At 35.8% G+C, this 20,712-nt stretch carries 19 protein-coding genes; 11 read left to right on the top strand and 8 right to left on the bottom strand.

Translation table 11 applies throughout. The annotated features are described in order from the left end of the window. The first annotated feature begins 34 nt into the window (after positions 1–34). From ABZC13_RS06505 to ABZC13_RS06485, 5 genes are read left to right on the top strand one after another with little or no spacing between them, the layout of a single operon-like run. Complete coding sequence (locus ABZC13_RS06505; protein WP_373001542.1) at positions 35–556, top strand: GAF domain-containing protein; 522 nt, start codon at positions 35–37, stop codon at positions 554–556. Continuing rightward, positions 556–1,044, top strand: a complete 489-nt coding sequence (locus ABZC13_RS06500; RefSeq protein ID WP_373001540.1) for a GAF domain-containing protein — start codon at positions 556–558, stop codon at positions 1,042–1,044. Before ABZC13_RS06505 ends, ABZC13_RS06500 begins: the two co-directional genes overlap by 1 nt. A 17-nt stretch (positions 1,045–1,061) precedes the next feature. Next, positions 1,062–1,646, top strand: coding sequence for a hypothetical protein (locus ABZC13_RS06495; protein WP_373001538.1), 585 nt, complete (start codon positions 1,062–1,064; stop codon positions 1,644–1,646). A 32-nt stretch (positions 1,647–1,678) separates the two neighbouring features. Beyond that, positions 1,679–2,704 carry an AmmeMemoRadiSam system radical SAM enzyme gene (gene amrS / locus ABZC13_RS06490; RefSeq protein ID WP_373001536.1) on the top strand — a complete coding sequence of 342 codons (1,026 nt, stop codon included), beginning with the start codon at positions 1,679–1,681 and terminating at the stop codon, positions 2,702–2,704. Further along, positions 2,705–3,316 (top strand): protein-L-isoaspartate O-methyltransferase, encoded by a 612-nt coding sequence (locus ABZC13_RS06485; protein WP_373001534.1) that lies wholly within the window; start codon positions 2,705–2,707, stop codon positions 3,314–3,316. On the opposite strand, the gene ABZC13_RS06480 is transcribed toward ABZC13_RS06485, so the two are convergent. Then, positions 3,283–3,939 carry a DUF2459 domain-containing protein gene (locus ABZC13_RS06480; RefSeq protein WP_373001532.1) on the bottom strand — a complete coding sequence of 219 codons (657 nt, stop codon included), beginning with the start codon at positions 3,937–3,939 and terminating at the stop codon, positions 3,283–3,285. The two genes, ABZC13_RS06485 and ABZC13_RS06480, sit on opposite strands and share 34 nt — an antisense overlap. Positions 3,940–4,065: 126 nt before the next feature. Here ABZC13_RS06480 and ABZC13_RS06475 point away from each other — a divergent pair, with 126 nt between their 5' ends. Together ABZC13_RS06475 and ABZC13_RS06470 are read left to right on the top strand one after the other, a co-directional pair. Beyond that, complete coding sequence (locus ABZC13_RS06475; RefSeq protein WP_373001530.1) at positions 4,066–5,361, top strand: nodulation protein NfeD; 1,296 nt, start codon at positions 4,066–4,068, stop codon at positions 5,359–5,361. Between the two features lie 3 nt (positions 5,362–5,364). Beyond that, the gene (locus ABZC13_RS06470; protein ID WP_373001529.1) at positions 5,365–6,117 is read left to right on the top strand and encodes a slipin family protein; all 753 of its coding nucleotides are present in this window, start codon (positions 5,365–5,367) and stop codon (positions 6,115–6,117) included. Positions 6,118–6,122: 5 nt separating this feature from the next. Here ABZC13_RS06470 and ABZC13_RS06465 read toward each other — a convergent pair whose 3' ends face one another. The 3 genes from ABZC13_RS06465 to ABZC13_RS06455 form a co-directional block, all read right to left on the bottom strand. Continuing rightward, positions 6,123–6,986, bottom strand: coding sequence for a ribokinase (locus tag ABZC13_RS06465; RefSeq protein ID WP_373001738.1), 864 nt, complete (start codon positions 6,984–6,986; stop codon positions 6,123–6,125). 5 nt (positions 6,987–6,991) lie between these two features. Continuing rightward, entirely contained in the window at positions 6,992–9,394 is a 2,403-nt protein-coding gene (locus ABZC13_RS06460) for a Lon protease family protein (RefSeq protein WP_373001527.1), read from the bottom strand. 100 nt (positions 9,395–9,494) lie between these two features. After that, positions 9,495–11,912 (bottom strand): nitrate- and nitrite sensing domain-containing protein, encoded by a 2,418-nt coding sequence (locus ABZC13_RS06455; protein WP_373001525.1) that lies wholly within the window; start codon positions 11,910–11,912, stop codon positions 9,495–9,497. Between the two features lie 205 nt (positions 11,913–12,117). Here ABZC13_RS06455 and upp point away from each other — a divergent pair, with 205 nt between their 5' ends. Together upp and ABZC13_RS06445 are read left to right on the top strand one after the other, a co-directional pair. Further along, the gene (gene upp / locus ABZC13_RS06450) at positions 12,118–12,741 is read left to right on the top strand and encodes a uracil phosphoribosyltransferase (protein ID WP_373001524.1); all 624 of its coding nucleotides are present in this window, start codon (positions 12,118–12,120) and stop codon (positions 12,739–12,741) included. Continuing rightward, positions 12,741–13,625, top strand: a complete 885-nt coding sequence (locus ABZC13_RS06445; protein ID WP_373001522.1) for a class I SAM-dependent methyltransferase — start codon at positions 12,741–12,743, stop codon at positions 13,623–13,625. The genes upp and ABZC13_RS06445 overlap by 1 nt, the downstream gene beginning before the upstream one ends. On the opposite strand, the gene ABZC13_RS06440 is transcribed toward ABZC13_RS06445, so the two are convergent. From ABZC13_RS06440 to ABZC13_RS06430, 3 genes are read right to left on the bottom strand one after another with little or no spacing between them, the layout of a single operon-like run. Next, on the bottom strand, positions 13,606–15,066 hold the full coding sequence (locus ABZC13_RS06440) for a diguanylate cyclase (protein WP_373001520.1): 1,461 nt from the start codon (positions 15,064–15,066) through the stop codon (positions 13,606–13,608). The two genes, ABZC13_RS06445 and ABZC13_RS06440, sit on opposite strands and share 20 nt — an antisense overlap. Positions 15,067–15,103: 37 nt before the next feature. Next, entirely contained in the window at positions 15,104–16,909 is a 1,806-nt protein-coding gene (asnB, locus tag ABZC13_RS06435) for an asparagine synthase (glutamine-hydrolyzing) (protein ID WP_373001518.1), read from the bottom strand. After that, a complete protein-coding gene (locus ABZC13_RS06430) occupies positions 16,909–17,490 on the bottom strand; it encodes a class I SAM-dependent methyltransferase (protein WP_373001516.1) in 582 nt (193 codons plus the stop codon). The genes asnB and ABZC13_RS06430 overlap by 1 nt, the downstream gene beginning before the upstream one ends. 101 nt (positions 17,491–17,591) lie before the next feature. Here ABZC13_RS06430 and ABZC13_RS06425 point away from each other — a divergent pair, with 101 nt between their 5' ends. Next, entirely contained in the window at positions 17,592–19,487 is a 1,896-nt protein-coding gene (locus ABZC13_RS06425) for a sensor histidine kinase (RefSeq protein WP_373001514.1), read from the top strand. A 1-nt stretch (position 19,488) separates the two neighbouring features. Further along, complete coding sequence (locus ABZC13_RS06420; RefSeq protein ID WP_373001512.1) at positions 19,489–20,361, top strand: ketopantoate reductase family protein; 873 nt, start codon at positions 19,489–19,491, stop codon at positions 20,359–20,361. Here ABZC13_RS06420 and ABZC13_RS06415 read toward each other — a convergent pair. Continuing rightward, positions 20,353–20,712, bottom strand: a 360-nt coding sequence (locus ABZC13_RS06415; protein ID WP_373001510.1) for an OmpA family protein, incomplete at its 5' end; no start/stop codon positions are given. The genes ABZC13_RS06420 and ABZC13_RS06415 overlap by 9 nt on opposite strands.

Genomic DNA, 20,712 nt, shown 5'->3' with positions numbered 1-20,712 from the left:
TATAATTATTATAAGAAAATAATGAGGTACTATTATGCGATATGAAAATATTTATAAAAAACTTGCTGATTTTGGAAGAGACCTGCTAAATGACACCTCTTATGAGAAGGGTCTTCCCCGCATTGCAAAGTATGCAAAAGAAGTTATTGGAGCGCATAGATGTTCCATCTTTATCAATGATATAGCAAAGGGTGAACTTTGGACAACTTTGGCAGATGATATCGAGAGAATTATAATCCCTTCAGATAAAGGTCTTGTAGGTCATACTATAAAAGAGAGAAAACCGCTTATAGAAAATGATCCTTATAGCAACCCTAACTTTCTTCCAGACATAGATAAAGAGAGCGGTTACATTACTAAAAATCTAGTTACAGCACCAATCTTTAACTCAAAAAGAGAGATAATAGGGGTTCTTCAACTCTTGAATAAAGAGGAAGGTTTTGATGGTGAAGATATCAGGTTTATGATATTTTTTGCACACTATGTCAGTGGATATTTGGAATTGATAGACTTATGTTTGATGGAAGGTATTAGCAGCAAGGAGAGTAAAGCTTAATGCAGAAGTATAACCAAATAGCAGAGTTTGGAAAGAAGCTTATGGCTCTTGGAAAGATTGAAAATTCACTTGAACTTATTGCAGATGAAGCAAAGTCGCTACTTAATGCAGACAGATGTTCTATATTTATCGTGGATGCAGAAGATAAGATGCTATGGACTAAAGTTAGTGATGGAATAGGACGTATAGTTATCTCTTTAGATTCAGGAATAGTGGGTGATACTTATCAAAGTGCCAAACCGCAAGTTGTAAACTCTCCATATGATGATCCCAGATTTTTGCCTAACATAGATAAAAAAAGCGGTTACGTTACAAAAAACATTATAACGGTTCCTATATTTGACTCTAAAAGAGATGTTATAGGTGTTATACAGTTGTTGAATAAATCAAGAGGTGACTACAATGATGATGACCTTGAATCACTTACTTTTTTTGCAAACTATGTAAGCGGTAGTCTGGAGCTAGATCTAATTAACGAAAAAAAATAACTCTTAAGGATTTACAAATGAAATCAATACTTTTACTTTTAATGTTAACAACAATGCTTTTCTCAAATGAGAAACAGATTATTGTCGGGAGTTTTTTACAAGAGAAAAATGCTTTAAATAGTTTAGTAAAACTTAACAACCATATACTCAGAGACGATAAACTTTCAGCACTTATAAATAAAAACTCTGTAGAAGTAAAGCTAAAAAAGATAGGTGAGTATCATGCTGCATCTTTGTCGCCTTTTACAAGTTATGTACAACTGCTTAGAACTTTAAGAGCATTAGAGAGCTATTATGATGATGCATATGTGTTGGATAATGGACAGAAGATAACTATAAGTCAGGTTGAGGCTAAAAAAGTAGTAGAAGAAAAAACAGCACCTGTAAAAGAAAAGAGTGAAAAATCAAAAGAAGTAAAAAATGATGATAGTGTCGGAGTGAAGACACATGCACAAATCAAAGCACCGGTAAAACATATTGAAGAAGAGAAAGATTATACTCTCGAGATAGTTTTAGCTCTGTTGGTTTTACTTGGTGTAGGATATATTATTTTTAAAACATCAAAACAAAGAAAAGATGTAAAGGAAGATGAGAATTTGTAAAGCTCTTTAGAACATTTATAAAGGAGTACGTTATGTCAGAAAAAGCGTGGTTAAGCAGAGAACTTAAAAACGGTAAAGTTATGTGTGAAGCATGTTCACAAGCATGTGTACTTAATGAGGGTGAATACGGCATATGCGGTGTCAGAAAAGTAGAAAATGGTGAGCTAAGACTTCTTGTATATGGACTTGCTTCAGCTGTAAATGTTGATCCCGTAGAGAAAAAACCGATGTTTCATTTTCTGCCAAAAAGCAGAGCCTTCTCTCTTGGCACAGTTGGCTGTAACTTCTCTTGTAAGTTTTGCCAAAACCATGATATCTCTCAGTATCCAAAAGAGCATAATCATAGAATAGTTGGGCAGGAACTTTCTCCAGAACGTATTGTCGAACTAGCTATTGAGAATAGATGTGATTCAATCGCCTATACCTATAACGAACCGATTGTCTTTTTTGAGTACACATATGATACAGCAAAAATAGCTCATGAAAAGGGGCTTAAAAATATCTATGTGACAAGCGGTTATGAGACACACAAAGCAATAGACCTGCTGGCATCATATATAGATGGGATGAATATAGATATAAAATCTTTTTCAGATGAGTTTTACAAAGAGATTTGTGGTGCCAGATTAAAACCTGTACTAGATGCAGTAACATATGCTCATGAAAAAGGCATCTGGATAGAGATAACTACACTGCTTATTCCCGGTAAAAATGATTCTGATGAAGAGATACGCGGTATCGCTAGGTTTATCGCGCATCTTGATCCTTCTATACCTTGGCATCTATCGGCATTTCATCCAACATATAAGATGTTAGATGTTCATCGCACCCCTGAGTCCACACTTCTTCGTGCGTACAGAATAGGTCAGCAAGAGGGACTGAAGTATCTCTATGTAGGTAATGTAGACAACGAAGATTATGAATCTACATATTGCCCAAGCTGTAAAAAAAGAGTTATAGATAGAAGTGGCAATATAGGTCAGTTTGTGACCAACGAACTTGATGAAAATGGAGTTTGTCCTTATTGTAGTTATGAGCTTGAAGGAGTATGGAAATAGATGACTTCAAATAATGATTTAATTAAACACCTTATAAATACAGGAGCTCTTAGATCTAAAAACATTATAGAAGCATTTAAAAATATAGACAGAGCGGATTTTGTTTATAATCCAAGTGTCTCAGACGTATATGAAGACTACCCTCTTCAAATAGGCTATGGACAAACTATTTCGCAGCCGACAACAGTTGCTATGATGTTGGAGATGCTCTCTCCGCGAAAGGGTCAAAAAATACTGGATATCGGAAGCGGTTCAGGTTGGACAACTGCTCTTCTTAGTTTTATAGTTGGAGACAGAGGTTCTGTCCTTGGCGTGGAAAGAGTTGAAGAGCTTGTAAGCTTTGGCGGTATCAATCTTGATAAATATGGATTTTACAATTCTAAGATTATCCAAGCCGGTGATAAACTTGGTGTCCCGGGCGAAAAGTTTGACAGGATCTTGGTGTCTGCTGCAGCGGATGAGCTTCCGACTCAATTGATAGGACAACTCAAAGATAATGGAAAACTTGTTGTTCCGGTAAGAAGTTCTATTTATGAAATCACAAAGAGTGAAAATGGTAAAGTCGAGGCACTGGAGCATTACGGCTTTACGTTTGTTCCGTTGATTACCTGATTTTTCTTTACTTGCTCGAGCAGGCTCTCGGCTGAAAATGTATATCTGCTTATCGGAAACCCTGAGGAGTAGATTGCATCTGCACTCCAGGTATTACAGTTGTTAAATATATGAAATGTACCGTTTGCACGATAAAACCTGCTTGTCCCGTAGATGCCTTTTCCCAGTCTAACAAGTTCTTTCTTCTCGTTTAAAGCAAAGCTTTTGCTGATGAACTCGGCAAGTCTTATAAAGCCTTGTTCTGATAGTTTTAGTTTTATAAGCTCACTATTGGAAAAATATGATGCAGGATCTTGCTGAAATGAGGCAACATGAATAATGGAACCGGTAGGCAAAAAGAGAGCTCTGAAGCCCATCCAGAGAGTCTTTTCTTTAGCCCGATAGTAGACTTCATCTCCCCAGCCAATCTCTAAATATTTTCTGTTTGGAATATCATCAAACAAACGGATATATGGGTCTAAGTCTTTTTTGAATACTATAATGCCAGTATGCCATCTGTCATTTACGACATATATTGTTTTATTGTCAGTCCTGCTGAAGTCCGGCGGATAGAACGAGCTGACAGGTTTTGCACAAGCAGTCAACAAAAGAAGAGAAAGGAGTGTTAAGCTCTTTAATTTCACGGGAAACCTTTTATAACAAATTATATCATTTATAAAGTTATAAAACTTGACTTTATTGTTATTTCTTGGGTATTATTACTTATAGTTATATGTGTCCTTCAATGCTTAAAATATGAGGTATGCAAGATGAAACGATTACTTTTTTTACTTCTTCTAATCACTTTATCGCTTCTAGCAAGCACCGCTACAATAATGAAATTTCAAATAAAAGGTGCTGTAGGACCTGCAACAAGCAACTACTTAAAAGAGGGAATGGCATCAGCACGAGCTTATGATGTTCAGATGATACTCATAGAGTTAGATACTCCCGGAGGTCTATCCACGTCTATGAGAGAGATGATTCAAGAGATTGTTAACTCTTCCATTCCTGTAGCTGCTTATGTTTACCCTAAGGGTGCAAGAGCAGCGAGTGCAGGTACTTATCTTTTATATGCATCTCATATAGCGGCTATGGCACCAGGAACTAATCTTGGCGCAGCTACTCCTGTTAGTATTATGCCCGGACAAAAGATGGTTGACTCAAACAGTAGTGTTGTCTCTACTTTAGAGAAAAAAGCTATAAATGATGCAATGGCCTACATAAAGAGTTTGGCTCAATTAAATGACCGCAATATCTCTTGGGCAATTGATGCGGTAAAAGAGGCAAAGAGTCTTTCTGCTGAAGATGCATTGAGCTCGGGGGTGATTGACCTGATAGCTTTTAATACAAATGATTTGCTTGGTAAACTTCATGGCAGAGTTGTCAAGGTTTCTAACAGCAGTGTCAAACTAAATACTAAAGATGCCAACATAATCAGCTACGAAGCAAATTTTAAAACGCGTTTTCTCTCAGTCATCACAAACCCAAACATGGCATATATATTTTTACTTATAGCAATATACGGAATCTTCTTTGAGTTGATGAATCCTGGTGAGATATTTCCTGGAGTCATCGGCGGCATCTCTGCAGTAATAGCACTCTATGCCCTTAACATCATACCTTTTAACTATGCAGGTCTGATGCTTATGCTCTTGGGCATAGTCTTTATGATTGCGGAAATCTTTATAGCCGGATTTGGAGTGCTTGGCATAGGGGGAGTAATAGCTTTTGCCTTTGGTTCAGTGCTTCTTTTTGATGCAGATACTTTGGGTAGCAGTGTTTCAATACCGCTGATCTTGGCTTTTACTATAGTCAGTGCCGCATTCTTTGTCTTGGTCATCAAGCTCTTTATGACTTCTCGCTCTGCAAAAGTAGTCTCTGGAGTTGAAGAGCTTATAGGGGCTGTTGCTGAGGTAACTGAGACTGAGGACGGTATCTATCATGTTAGATGTCACGGTGAAATTTGGAGTGCGAAGAGTGGCACTGAGTTAAGTGTTGGAGAGAAAGTTGAAGTTGTGAGACTATTGGGTCTTACGCTGGAAGTTAAACCAATTAAGGAGTAAAAGATGTATTTTGATACACCAGTTTTAGTAATTTATATAGTAGTTTTAGTGATTGTTTTTCTTGCGATGGCTATTCGTATTTTGCGGGAATACGAACGTGGTGTCGTTTTTACACTGGGTCGTTTTACAGGTGTTAAGGGACCTGGTCTGATCATACTTGTTCCATTTATACAACAGATGGTCAGAGTTGATTTGAGGACTATTGTTCTTGATGTCCCGACACAAGATGTTATCTCTCATGATAATGTCTCAGTTCACGTAAATGCAGTTGTATATTTTCGTGTTATAGATCCTCAAAAATCTATCATTCAAGTAGAAGATTTTTATACGGCTACAAGCCAACTAGCCCAAACTACTCTTCGTTCAGTTCTTGGCGGACATGAACTAGATGAGATGCTTGCAGAACGTGAGAGACTGAACTTTGATATACAAGAGATACTTGATAAGCAGACAGATGCATGGGGTATAAAAATCTCAAATGTTGAGATCAAGCATATTGACCTAGATGAAAGTATGGTCCGTGCGATTGCTAAACAGGCTGAGGCAGAACGTGAACGCCGTGCGAAAGTCATTAACGCTAAAGGTGAAGTAGAAGCTAGTGAAAACATACTAGAAGCAGCAAAAAAACTTTCTCAAAATGATTTAGCAATACAGCTGAGATATCTTCAGACTATGAGTGACATTTCCAATGATAAGACTAATACTCTTGTTTTTCCATTTCCGGCAGACTTTAGAAAGTTTTTTAAAGCTGACTAGAAATGTTAAATAATCTCTTCGAGCTTGGGAATCGAGTCTGCTGCTCCTTTACGTGTTACGCATATGGCTGAAGCTCTGGTACCCATCTCCAGACATTTTTCTATCTTACTTCCCCGTGAGAGTTCTGCTAAAAAGTAGCCAATGAAAGTATCTCCGGCTCCTGTTGTATCTACAGCTTTTACTTTTAAAGCTGCCGTTTTGATTCGTTGTTCATTATGGGTATAGATAACACCTGCTTTACCAAGAGTCAGGACAGTTTTACTTTTAGGATATAGTTTTTGCATCGTGTTTAGTATTGCATCTGGGCTTTTTTGTTTGGTGAGAGTTTCACCTTCTACTTCATTGATGATGAATATATCTACAAACTCTAAAGGGTAGTTTTGAATAGCATCTGTTATTGGAGCCGGATTAAATATGACGGTAAGATCTCTGTTTTGACTCTTTTGAAGTATCTTACCAACAGCATTTATTTCATTTTGTAAAAGTAAAAAATCTCCTGCTTCACAACTATCTAGGACTTCTTCTATCTCTGCATCAGTAAAAGTCTGGTTAGCCCCACCGTGAATGATAATGGCATTTTCTCCATCTTTGTTTACTTGGATTACGGCATGTCCGGTAGGTGTATCGATGGTTTTTATCAGACTCGTGTTCACACCGCTTTTTTGCAGTTTCTCTTTGAGCCATGCTCCATCATTACCGATTTTTCCGGCATGAATAACTTCTGCTTTGGCACGTGCGAGTGCGATGGACTGATTTGCCCCTTTGCCACCGCTAAAGATAGTGTAGTTATCGCTTTTTAGTGTTTCACCCGGGCGTACAAAGTGCTCCACAGAGTAGACATAATCTATATTTATTGAGCCAAAATTGATAATTCTTATTTATCATCCTTTTTGGAGTGAGAAAACTCTTTAACTATTCTGGATAGTTTTTCTAAACGTGCTACAACTAAACCGTTTACAGATTTAGCCGGGAATTTGCCTTTTTTATTCTCTTTGCCTGCTTCAATTCCAGTTAGAATTGAGATTCCCTCATCAATAGACTTGACAGCATAGATGGAGAATCTTTTATCTTCTACAGCTTGAAGTATTTCTTCTTTTAGCATTAGATGTTTTACATTTGTATGTGGAATAATAACCCCGTACGAGGCTTTAGGATCCTTACGCATACAGATATCAAAAAAGCCCTCTATCTTTTCATTTACGCCACCGATTGGTTGAATCTCTCCAAATTGATTGACTGAGCCTGTAACTGCAATATTTTGTTTTATTGGCAGTTCTGAAATAGATGATAGTAGGGCGTATAGTTCTGTAGATGAAGCACTGTCACCTTCCACCATCCCGTAAGACTGTTCAAATACAAGTGAAGCAGATAGACTAAGTGGTAACTCTTTAGCATATCTTGAGCCCAGATAAGAAGTCAGGATCATTACACCCTTAGAGTGTATGGGACCGCCAAGTTCGACCTTTCGCTCTATATCTATGATCTCACCTTTACCTATTCGTGTTCTTGTGGTGATACGTGATGGGATGCCGAAGTTGTGACCGCCTATGGATATATAGCTGAGAGCATTTATCTGACCAACCGCACTTCCCTCTAGGTTAATCATAATGGTACCTTCGTCTATGCGTTCATATAACTTCATCTGTATACGGTTCATGCGTTCTATCTGAGAGTTTAGTGCTTTTTCAATATCCTTTTTTTCTATTGAAGTATGTTCATTTTCTTTTGAATAGTAATCAGCTTCTTTTAAGAGGTCTGATAGTGTTCGAAGATGCGTAGAAAATTTCAAAGAGTGTGAAACATCACGTGAACTCTGCTCTACAACTCTTGCAACAGCCTGAGGCGTAAGAGGACGAAGTTTGTTATGCTTTGAGATCGTGCCTATCATGCGCGCATAAAGTTGGACGTTTTCATCACTTAGCTGCATCTCATCATCAAAGTCGGCACTTACTTTAAAAAGCTCCTTAAACTCAGGGTCGTAGTGATATAGAAGATAATACAGCATTCTTTCACCTATGAGTACAACTTTAACATTAATAGGGATTGGTTCCGGTTCGAGCGAAGTTGTGGATAAAAGGGAGTATTGTTGAGCAAGTGATTCTATATGTATCTCTTTTGCAAGCAGAATTCTTTTTAGACCCTCATAAGAGAAAGGATTTATAAGTATTTTTCTGGCATCTAAAACCAAGTACCCGCCATTTGCCCTATGAAGTGCTCCGGGTTTAATCATACTAAAGTCGGTGACTAAAGTACCGACCTGAGAAAGATGCTCAACCTTTCCAATAAGATTTTGGTAAGTGGGATTATCTTCATAGATGAGTGGTGCAGAATTTTTACCATCGTGTGAAATAAAGAGGTTGATTTTGTATCTTGCAAAAGATGGAGCGTAAAACTCTCTCATAAATGGCGGTATGCCAACATTGTCCTGTTTTGATAAAAAGTCTTGTGAATGGTGAATGATATCATCTTGCACGGCTTCAAGGTAGTTTAGTATCTTTTCGTACTTTTCATATTTACGACAGACTTCATCAATAAGCGATTCTACGGCTTTTTGAGTAACCATTTTTTCTAATTGCTTAAGCTCTTTATGCAGACTTTTATTTAGCTCGCTGACCTTGTGAAGACCCTCTTTTACGATGCGCTCAAACTCACTCATCTTTTTGGTGATCTCTTCTTTTTTCTTTCCGGTTATGGCATTGAACTCTTCAGCAGAGAGTATTTTGCCATCAACAATAGGCACAAAAGTCACACGGTCGACATATGTAGTCTTCATAGAGACATTGTGTTTTTTTGCTTCTTCTTGCAAGCTTGAGAAAATATCTGCCTGTTCATCAATATACTTCTGGTTGATTGCCTCGCGTTCATTGCGGTAGCTGTTACTCTCAAAAACAGTGGGAAGGATAGTCTTAACCAACTCTATGAGTTCTGCAATGTCATTTTTAAACTTTGCTCCAAGTCCGGGTGCCAACTCTATAGCAATAGGTTTTTGATGGTCTTTAAAGTTATTTACGTAACACCAGTCACTAGGCATATCTTTATCTTTTGCCTTGCCTTGTAAGAAGGTCATAATAACTGAATGTTTACCACTTCCAGATGGTCCCATGGCAAAGAGGTTGTAGCCGTCCTGCTCTATGTTGACACCAAAGTCAACAGCTTCAAGGGCACTTGTTTGACCTATAGGTTGTTCTAGTAGTTCCAGCTCATCGGTAGTACCAAATGAGAAAAGGCTAGGATCACATGAATGAAATAGATCAGATACATTAAGAGGGTCAACCATTTTAGTCCTTTAAATAATAAAGCTCGGTCTTATCAAAAATTATACTCTCACTTTTAAAAATTTAGCTTAAAGTTTAAATATAAAAATTTAATTATTTGAGTTACTTTATAACTTCCTTATATTCATCTCTAATCTTTAAGAACTCATCAATATTTTCTAAAAATATTGTTGCCAATTTTGAGTCAAAATGTTTTCCTTTTTCTTCTTCAAAAAAGTTTAAAATCTTATCGAGCTCCCATCCTTTTTTATAAACCCTATCTGTCCCCAGTGCATCAAAAACATCGGCAATAGCTACTATGCGTGCATAGATATGAATATCCTCACCTACAATTCCATCAGGATAACCGCTTCCGTTGTATTTCTCATGATGCTCTTTGGCGATAACTGCTGCCGCATTTAAAAGAGGTCTTTGCGAGCCGCTTAAAACAGTATGACCTATTGTGCTGTGAGAGCGCATAATCTCCCATTCTTCTTCATCAAGTTTACCTGGCTTTAATAAAACTTTATCAGGAATTGCTACTTTTCCTATGTCGTGCATAGGTGAAGCATTAGCGATAAGATTTGCTTCTTTCTCATCAAACCCTGCTTTAAGTGCCAAGAGTCTTGAGTATTCTGAAACACGATGTATATGTTTGCCTGTCTCTTTGCTTCTTGATTCGCTTATCTCTCCCATACGGCAGATTATCTCTTGCTGTGTTTTTTCTATCTCGACATGAAGCTGTACTAATTCTGTGACATTACACATAAGATGCAGATGCTCGATAACGACACCTTTGCTGTTTACAATTGGTATGACAGTTGCATCTACAAAATAAGAGCTTCCGTCTTTTGCAATATTTTCAAACTGCATTCTAAAAATCTCTTTTCGCCATAGTGCGGCTTTTAATCTGTCGCAATCACCGCTGTTAATATGTTTTTTATCCCTTAGTTCACTGCAGTTTCTACCGACAAGTTCTTTTAAAGAGTAGCCGCTTACCTTTGAAAATGTCTCATTTATATGTATGATAATATTGTCGGTATCTGTTCTTATGATACTCCAAGTTGCATTCATAGCATCTTCATACTCATTTGCTAAGTGACGCGCTTCTTCATAGTTTGACATGCTAATACCCAAACTCTCTTTGATGCGTTCCTTATCTTCTTGAATCATCGTAATATCCATTCTCATGGCAATATGTTCTATGACATTACCTTCTTTATCTAGAATAGGGTTTATATGAGTGTTCATCCAATAAGAAGAGCCATCTTTAGCAAGATTTTTGATTTCACCGCTCCAAGGCTGTTTTAGTTCTTTTATGGTGTGCCACATTTCTTGAAAAATATCTTTTGGCATATCCGGATGTCTGATTATGTTGTGTGGTTTTCCTACTAGCTCAGCTTCTGTATATCCGCTTATTTTGCAAAATGTTTCGTTTGCATATGTTATGATTCCTTTAGGGTCTGTTTTTGAGACAATGAAACTTTTGTCCACAGTCGCCTTGTATTGCTCTAGAAGTGTCAATGAATCTTCAAAATCTTCACTGAATTTATTTGTCAAAGATATGATTTTTTTAATAGATGTAGCTGAGAAAAAGATAACAATAGCTATCATAAAAAGTAGAAAAAAGAGAATGAAAGTCATAGTAAAAGTAATAGCACTTATTTTTTCATTAATGCTTATGTATAAGATTTGAAAGAGTTTACTTTCTACTTCTTTGAGCATATCTATTGTCATTGTAGCATGTTCAAACCAGTGCGAAGCATTAACATCCAAATCCAAAGTATCTTTGTTCTTAAGAGCAGAATTAATAATTTTAAATGTCTCTTTAGTGCTGGCATCATTTAAATTTTTGTAATAATAATCTATGAGTTCATTGTGGTCAAAAAGTGTTTTTTCAAATCTGTTTAAGTTGTTTTTATAGTTATAAAGCTGTTCGCTAACAAACATAAAATTAGCATCTGAAAAAGTCTTCATAATTAAAGCTTCGTTAAGTGCTGCCCTTATTTGTCCTAAAGACTCTTTTGAAGCTAGAATATAACTGTATGCTTGGATAAAATTTCTGTCATCTCTGTCACTTATCATACTCGGCATACTTTGTGTAAAATCAATAAGGCTTTCTATATGCTTTGTATAATATTTCATAACTCCTTTTGTCGATATGTCAAAATTATCGACTTTATTTCTTATTGATGTTAAATCATTTGAGATATTTGAAAAGTCTATATTTTTTATTTTTTTAAAAAAGTATATGGAATTTGTAGCTTCTATAGCTCTGTTTAAATTTTCTCGTGCTTTTGCAAGAGACTCCGTATCATTTGAATCTCCTTTTGTTACAAATCCAATACTAAGTCCTCTTTCTATTTGCATGGTATGGATTACTCTGGAGAGAGCTCTTGCTTCAACTATATGCTCTTTCGTATCTTCAAGTTCTTGTTTAACGTCTATATCGTAAATAATTCTACCAATTGATAAGATAAAAATGATGATGATGGGAACTGCAGTTAAAAAAAGTAGTTTTGATTTTAAGTCTAGTTGCATATATGATTCCTTCTTTTATTGAAAAATATTGTATCAAAAAAATAGCTAGTTTGTATGAAATATGAATATACTTTTAAATATATAATTAATTTTATATTATTAGATATAATTAATTTAAATAGAATTGAATTTTTGAATACTCCTAAGTTGTAAAAAATATTGTATGATAACTCAAGAGAAATACTTTATAGAATATGGAGTAGAAATGATTCATGAACTTACAAACCCTGTAACAAAAACTTTAGTGACACATCTAAGAGATCAAAGAAGAGATGCAGTTCGCTTTAGACATACGATTGCCGAACTTACAAAACAACTTGTTTATGAGGCACTTCACGACTTTCCTCTTTTAGATAAGACTATAACTACATGGACTGGGGAGCTAAGTTGTAAAACGATAGACGAAGAGAGCATCGTTGTAGTCACAGTTTTAAGAGCAGGTATGCCGATGCTAGACAGTGTTATGGAGCTTTTACCAGAGGCTCATGCTGGATTTCTAGCTATGAAAAGAGATGAGACAACACATGAGAGTGTTCTCTATTATGATAGACTTCCGGACTGTAAGGACAAAACAATACTTTTGGTTGATCCGATGGTAGCAACTGGCGGTTCGATTATAGATGCCTTAAAGCTTATAAAATCAAGAGAGCCATCAAGAATAATAACACTAAACATAATAGGCTCACCAGAGGGTCTGGACGTGGTAAAATCTGCTTATCCTGAGATCGATATCTTTATCGCACAAATAGATGAGAGACTCAACGAAGATAAGTACATTATTCCTGGTCTTGGAGATGCTGGTGACAGGTCATATAACACGGTAGGGTAATGAGTATAAATTTTAAAGAGAAAAGTTCAAAAGAGATACTTGAGTGGTTTGAAGCTTGTGAAGTAGAAGCCGGTGAAATTGTCGAGTTGGAAATTTTAGAGAGTGATATAGAACGCATAGGTTATAAAGCATTTGTTGATTTAGCGCAGATCTTTTTTATGAAGATGCTGACTCCTACTCAATCAGATGCAAAGAGTTTAACCCTGAGATTTCAGAAGTTAAATTTGGAGACATCTTTTCATAAAGCAGATAAAAGCAGTGAGAAATACGGCGTAGATAGTGAGTTCTTTACTATAGATAAAACATCACAGTTCAGTTTTTTATACCACTACAGACAAGCATTGAAATTTATAAATATAGAGAAGAAAAAAAGAGTTTTAAACCTTGGGGTAAACAGAGGTGATGAGTTTAAAGTTATTCAAGAATTGTTGTCCGAAGATGAGTTTAGGGCAAAAGAGTTTGTTGGTATAGACTACTCAGCATCTGCTATAGAGTATGCAAAAAAAGATTTCCCAAGTTCAAATGTAGAGTTTAGATGTCACGATATAAATGCTTTGGATGAGCTGGGTTTGGGAGAGTTTGATCTTATCATCTCAATAGGAACTCTTCAAAGCACAAACATAAACTTCAACACTACATTTATGTCTCTTTATCAAAATCACTTGGAAAGGGGTGGAGCCATAATACTTGGCTTTCCAAACTGTAGATGGATTGACGGCGAGATGGTTTATGGTGCAAAAGCACCAAACTATGCATTTTCTGAGTTGAGTTTGGTTTTAAAAGATATACATTTTTGTAAAAAATATCTTCAACAAAAAAAGTACAGAGTTACCGTAACAGGAAAAGACTATCTTTTCCTAACGGCTAGGAAAATTGCTCAGTAGGCTGTGAACGGGCTAAGACAACTCTGTTTTTGCCGTGTTGTTTAGCTTCATACATAGCTTTGTCCGCTCTTGATATAGCAGTGTCTATATTGTCGTATTCATTACAGGAAGTAAGTCCAAAACTTGCTGTTAGATTGTAACCTATAGTCTTTTTGAGTCTTTCATCTTTTTCTATGGCTTCTCTGATTTTTTGAGTGATAGTATGAGCATCATTTATATGTGTGTCTATAAATGCGACAACAAACTCTTCTCCACCCCATCTTGAAATAAGGTCTGTTTTTCTTATGCTCTTACTAAGTATCTTCGCAACTTGTATTAAAACATCATCGCCTATCTGATGTCCAAGTTCATCATTAATAGTTTTAAAATCATCAATATCCATAAACACCAGACATATAGGTCTCTCATCCCTTTTATGTAGAGCTAAAAACTGCTCAAACTGTTTGTCAAAGTTACGTCTATTTGGTATCTGTGTAAGTGAATCAAAGTCTGCCAGTCTTTCTAACTTTTGATGATACTTTCTTAAAATAAGCATAATGATAATAGCAAATATAAATGTAAAAGATAAAGAAAGTCCAAGGTTTATGTAGAAAACCTGTGTAGCCTCTTTTGCAAAGTCATTTAGTTTTGCTTCAACTACCAGATATATGTCTAACTCAGGGATATACTTAGTCTTTACTATGTATTCTTTGCCATCTTTTTCATACTCGATGATATCCGTGTTCTTAGATATTATCTCATCTTTATAAGCTTTTAATTCTTGCATCTCATCTATATGTTTAGGAGCACTTTTGTCTTGTCTGGTAAGTACAACTTTTCCAGCTTCATTTAAAAAGTAAACATTTAAATGGTACTTCTTCTTAAACATACGAAGCATCTCATCAATGTATGAGATCTCTATCCCAATACCTGTTGCACCTATGAAATTATAGTTGTCATCATATATCTTGAAGTTGATAAACATGATAAGAGTATTTGTGAAATTGTCATTAAAGTCAAGATTTATTTCATGACTCTTTGGAATATTTTTGAAGTCAAAATACCATTTATTAGTAGGATTATCTTTTTTTATGTCCTCTAAAAAGCCATTGTGAGTATAGTACTTTTTACTATTTTCAGAGACTAAAAATGCTGTTAGCATTTCATACTTGTTTTTTATGCTGTCAAGATACTTCGCTATTTTGCCTACATTCTCCTCTTCATGAACTATCCAGTCTTTTAAAAAAGTATCGTTAGCCATCATGGAACTAACAAGATAAGGCTCTATTAAGTGTTTTTGAATCTCAGTATAGATATTGTCAATAGAAAGAGGCAGGGACTGAGTTTTTAGATGCGTCTGAGTAGATTTTAGTGAAACCATGTAATTGGCTACAGAAATGGTAACAGAAAGAATAAGAAGTAAGACTGTAATAACGATAATAATTTTGTAGTTTGATCTCATAATAATCCTAAGTATATTAAAAAGGATTATATCTTAATTAAACTATCCACTTCTTAATCCAAACACTCAGCACATATAATCCCCATATGTGCTGTTTAAATCCACCAGTAGATGCGCTATTTATCAGCTCATCTAACTCTTTTGTTTTAAACATCCCAGTTTCTTTGTTTACTTCTTTGATAAGTTCTAATCTCTTAGAGTTTACTAGATACTCCATATAAGGATTTGAAAAACCTTTTTTCTTACGTTTTAGGATTTTATCATTTAGATGCGGTTTTACTATTTGTTTGAGCAGTGACTTTGTGACTCCATCTTCATACCTGAGTTTTGGGTCTATACTCAAGACAGCAGATGCAAGCTTGTGGTCTAAAAATGGGGTACGTGACTCGATACTGTGAGCCATAGAAACGCGGTCTAGTTTTGTGAGGAATTGTTCTGCTTGAAAATGATTTAAGTCTATGTAGCTGTACCAGATGCTTTCATCTGTGTGTTCAGATGCTTCAAACCTGTCTCTGTAAGTTTTCAAATATTTTAGAGCTTGGTTGTCTTTTACGTTTCTCTTCATAAGAGCATTTTTTTGCAGGTCTGTAAAAGTCTCACCGGATGTTCTAAAGAGCAGGGTGTCATCAAAGATTCTTTTATAGTATTCCCACTCTCTATTTTGAGAGTAGTTTGAACGGAAATATTTTTTTAGCCAGTTCTTGTTTGAGAGTTTTGACATTTGTTCTATGTCTAAAAATTCAAAATACTGTCTATAACCAAGAAAAAGCTCATCACTTCCTTCTCCACTTAGAACTACTTTATATCCATCTTGTCTAATTCTATCAAACAGCAAATACAGAGGAACAGATGCAGGATCGTTCAGAGGTTCATCCAACGAGTCTAAGACTTTGTCACTTGCATCTATAAAGTCGCTTTGTGAGATTTCAACATCAATGTTGCTCAGACCTAAAAAGTCGGCTGTCTCTTTTGCATTTGCGCGTTCATCATATTTTGCAAAGTTTTTATATCCAAGTGTATATGTTTGAAGATTTACACCACTTTGTTTTGCGTAAGCATTTATGGTCGCACTGTCTATTCCACCAGAGAGTAGAGATGCCATAGGCTGATCTGCACCTAGACGCATAGTTATAGACTCATTTAAAAGTGATTCTAAGGTATGCAGAGCTTCATCTCTATCTGTAATGATACTTGGAGTTACATTTAGCAGGTCAAAGTATCTCTTCACTTCATACTGTCCATCTTTCAAAACTAGATATTCTCCAGATGCAAGTTTGTTTATGCCTTTAAAAAAAGTGTGAGGAGGAGTCGGTGCTAAAAAAGAGAGGTAGCTCATAAGAGCATCTTCATTCATTTGAACACTGTTTAGAAACGGTGTCAGTGCTTTTATCTCAGATGCAAATATAAAACTCTCACCTTGCATGAAAAAAAGAGGTTTTTTGCCTAGTCTGTCACGAAAAAGGTAGAGTGTCTCTGCATCCATCAGAGCGATGGCAAACATACCACGCAGATGCAGTACAAAGTCTACTCCCCACTTGAGATATGCAGCTATGATAACTTCACTGTCACTCTGTGTTTTAAACTCAAACTCAGATGCCAGTTCTCTTTTTAACTCTTTGAAGTTATATATCTCTCCATTGAAAGATAGTAGGATGTTTTTATGTTTTAAAGGTTGATGTGAACGACTGTTCTCATCTAAGATGCTGAGTCTCTGATGAGCAAAAAATAGATTGTTTTTCTGAGTGATGCCACAGTAGTCTGGGCCTCTGTGCGAGAGTAGACCTAAAGCATGTTTTGCTTTTGACTCATCATACTCTCCTACTATTCCAAATATTGCGCACATTACTTGAAAAATCCTACGGTTATATCATCTTCCATATAATCATCTTTGATAGTTATAGTCTTCACATTCAAGTCAGCTGCTATCTTTTGGATTTGAGCTGTAGTGATGTAGTTGTAAGTCTCACTATCTGATTTTCCATGAAGAATATTAAAAATAAATCCAATCTCAGATGCTTCATAACAGTTTCGCATGAAAAGGTGAGTCTCAAAACTGTTTAGAACATTCATAGCGCCACTACAAATATAGTATGAAGCACTGGGGAGTTCATCTTTACATATATCTGCGATAATGATCTCACAGCCAGTTCTCTCAGATGCAATGGAGTACATGTCTGGTAGAGCATCTATGCCTATATACTCTTTAGGATATTTCTTCTTTTTTTGAGTATAAAGATATAAGTCACCAAATCCACAGCCTGCATCTGCTATGCTAAAAGGTTCAAGTTTGGGCGGTAGCATTGAGAGTATAACATCAAATCTAATTTCCTGAGACCATTTTGAGTGCCAGTTTACACCTTTTGCACTTACTCCATACATCTCTATAGATGATTTGTAAAATTTCTTATTGTCAATGCGTGGCATCAAACCCCTTTGTAAAAGCGTATTATAATTCATTTTATAAGTAAACACAAATGAACAATAGCTTACAATATAGTATTAGTCTATCTTATATTAGGGGAAAAATGAACTTCTTAAACAATTTTTCTATCAAATGCAAAACTTATATGCTTGTTGGATTGAGTGTATTGGTTGCAATTACGCTCTCTCTTGTCTCTAACAGCGGGTTAAATATTATTCAGGCTCAGGTCGATGAATTGATTCGGGCAAACAATATAGAAAGATATGCATATCGAGCAATCTTAGAAGATAAAAACTACCTTTTAAATGCCAATGGTTCTGTAATGAATCATGCTAATGCCAAGCAGGCTTTCATCAAGTCTGAGCGTGCAGTAAAAAATATTTATGTAACTATTGATGATATGAACGAAGAGTCAACAAAAGCGATCAGACATGCTATAAAAGAGTATGATATTAACTATAAAAGAGGAATTTATCTACTAAAAGAGTTGGAAAAAGAGAGCCGGCTTCTTCAAAAAGAGGGAGAGAGTATAACATCTGAGATTCAGCAATATGTTGAAGCAAAGAGGGTTGATGTAAAACAACACCTGTCTCAAAAAACTATTGAAAAGATAAATGCAGGATCAAATATTTGGCAGTACACTTATATGACTCGTGCCGATGAAAAGCGCTATCTGCTCTCTCCGGATGCTAAACTGCTTGAGAAATTTAAACAAGATTATGCTTTTATGATGAGTGAGTTAGAACGTCTTAAAACTATGTCAGATGAGCCTTTTGAACATGAGAAAATATCAATCTTTAATGACTCTGCAAAAAATTATGAAAAGGCAATGTATAGATGGGTTAAATATAATGGTGAGCATGTATCGAGTATAGTTCCTAAAACGAAGAAGTTGGGTTCTATTGTCATTGCAGAATCACTTAAAATCGGTAATGACTCTTTAGATGATATTTATGAAAAGCGTACCTTCGTAGTCGCTGTCTTAATCATCGTTACTTTCTTAACTATTCTTTTTGGTGTTGCTTTTGGTGCTCTTATCTCTCGCTCTATCTCTAAAGTTATAACAAATTTTCAAACTGGTCTTTTGGACTTTTTTAGCTACTTGGATCTTCAAAAGAACTCTGCTAATCAGATTGAGATAGAGAGCAAAGATGAGATCGCTGTTATGGCAAATGTTGTGAATGAAAACATTGTAAAGATCGAAGAGGTAATGGAGAATAAGCTTGCTCAGATGAAAATTAAAGATGAGCATATGTTAAACCAGTCTCGTCTTGCACAGATGGGAGAGATGATCTCTATGATTGCTCATCAGTGGAGACAGCCTCTTGGTGTTATCTCAGCTATCTCTATTGATATGCAAATCAGACTTTTTGAACGTCGAATCTATGATCTTACCACGCAAAAAGGTAGAGAAGACATGGAGAAGTACAGTCTTAAGAATCTACATAAGATCAATGAGTTTATAAAGCATCTCTCTAAAACCATTGATGATTTTAGAAACTTTTTTAAGCCTGATAAGGTTAGAACTTCTTTTAGTCTTGTGACGTTAGTAGATAAAACACTTAATATCGGTGAGCATTTACTAGATACAAATCGTGTAGAAGTTGTAAAAGACTATAAGAGAAACCTGCCTAATATAAGCAGTTTTGAAAATGAGATCATGCAAGTTATACTGAGTATTGTTAATAATGGAGTTGATGCTTTAATGCAAAACAAGATTAAAGAACCGCGTATCTATATAAGAATCGAACAAAACTCGGTTGGAGATCAGGTAATATCAATTGAAGATAACGCCGGAGGAATCCCTGATGAAATTATCTCTAAAATATTTGATCCGTACTTTTCAACTAAAGATAAAAATGGAACAGGACTTGGATTATATATAGCGCAAACAATCATTACTGAACATTGTGATGGTACAGTAAGTGTGCAAAATACAAATCGTGGAGCATGTTTTAAGATAGAGCTAAAAAACAATACAAAAGAGAGTGAAGTGTAATATGAGAATAGCAGTTGTAGGTCTTGGTGGAGTAGGTGGCTACATAGCTGCAAATCTAACGAAAAGTACTCATAAGATAGTTGGTTTTGCCAGAGATGAGCATCTTTTAAAGATAAAAGAAAGTGGTATTAAAATAGTTGAAGACGATAAGAGTTGGAGTGCAAAGTTAGACGCAAGAGAGCTTAGTGAGGCTAGTGGATACTTTGATGTAGTGTTATTTTGTGTAAAGAGCTATGATCTGAAAAAATCATATGAGGCTATTAGTAAGTTCATAAATAACAATACTATAATAGTAAGTTTCTCAAATGGTGTATCTAACGGTGACTTTTTAAGAAAAATCAGCAAGTCAAAAGTTCTTGATGGCTGTGTGTATATACTCTCTCATATAGAATCTCCAGGAGTCATAAGAAAAAAAGGAACTATTTTCTTAGCTGTTTTTGGTGGTATAGAGTATGAAAGTGCCATTCTAAAATCTATATTTGATGACTCATTTTTAAGAGCAAAAATTCCTGATGATATAAAAACAGCAATATGGAAAAAGTATATATTTATCTCCGCTTTTGCTACGCTGACTAGCTACTATGACAGAAGCATAGATTATCTTCATGAGAAACATTTTGATGAGGTAAAGGCAGTACTACATGAGATAGCAGATGTCGCTTTGGCAAAGGGTATAGATGTTCAAGCTGAGGTGCAAAAGGCACTCTATACTGCTAGTAAAGTTCCAAAAGATTCTTACACATCAATGCATCTAGACTTTAAAAATGAAAAGAGAGTTGAGTTAGAGAGTCTGACGGGTTATGTTGTAAGAGAGGGAAAAACAAGTGGAGTTTTAACTCCACTTATGAGTAAGATGTATAGAGAGTTACTGTAGTAACTCTACTTCAATACGTCTGTTCTGCGCACGTCCGGCTTTATTCATATTATCAGCTATTGGGTCAGCTTCACCCTTACCTATAGCAGTCATTCTAGTAGCTTTTATACCATAACGACTAAGAGCTTCTTTTACAGCATTTGCACGGTTTTGTGAAAGCTTTTTGTTTGCTGCCGCACTACCGATACTATCTGTATATCCATAGATAACAACTTGATATCCGGAGTTTTCTTTTAAGAAGAGTGCAAAGTTTTGAAGATCGTTAACAAGTTCTTCTGAAACATTGTATTTACTCGGTGCAAAGTTTACTTTTAGTGTTGCAGTCTGTGGACAACCATAACCATCAACAAC

It is taken from the genome of Sulfurimonas sp., assembly GCF_041563035.1.
Lineage (GTDB): Bacteria > Campylobacterota > Campylobacteria > Campylobacterales > Sulfurimonadaceae > Sulfurimonas.
Note: the sequence above shows the minus strand (reverse complement) of the source record. Positions and strands in the feature narration are given on the sequence as shown.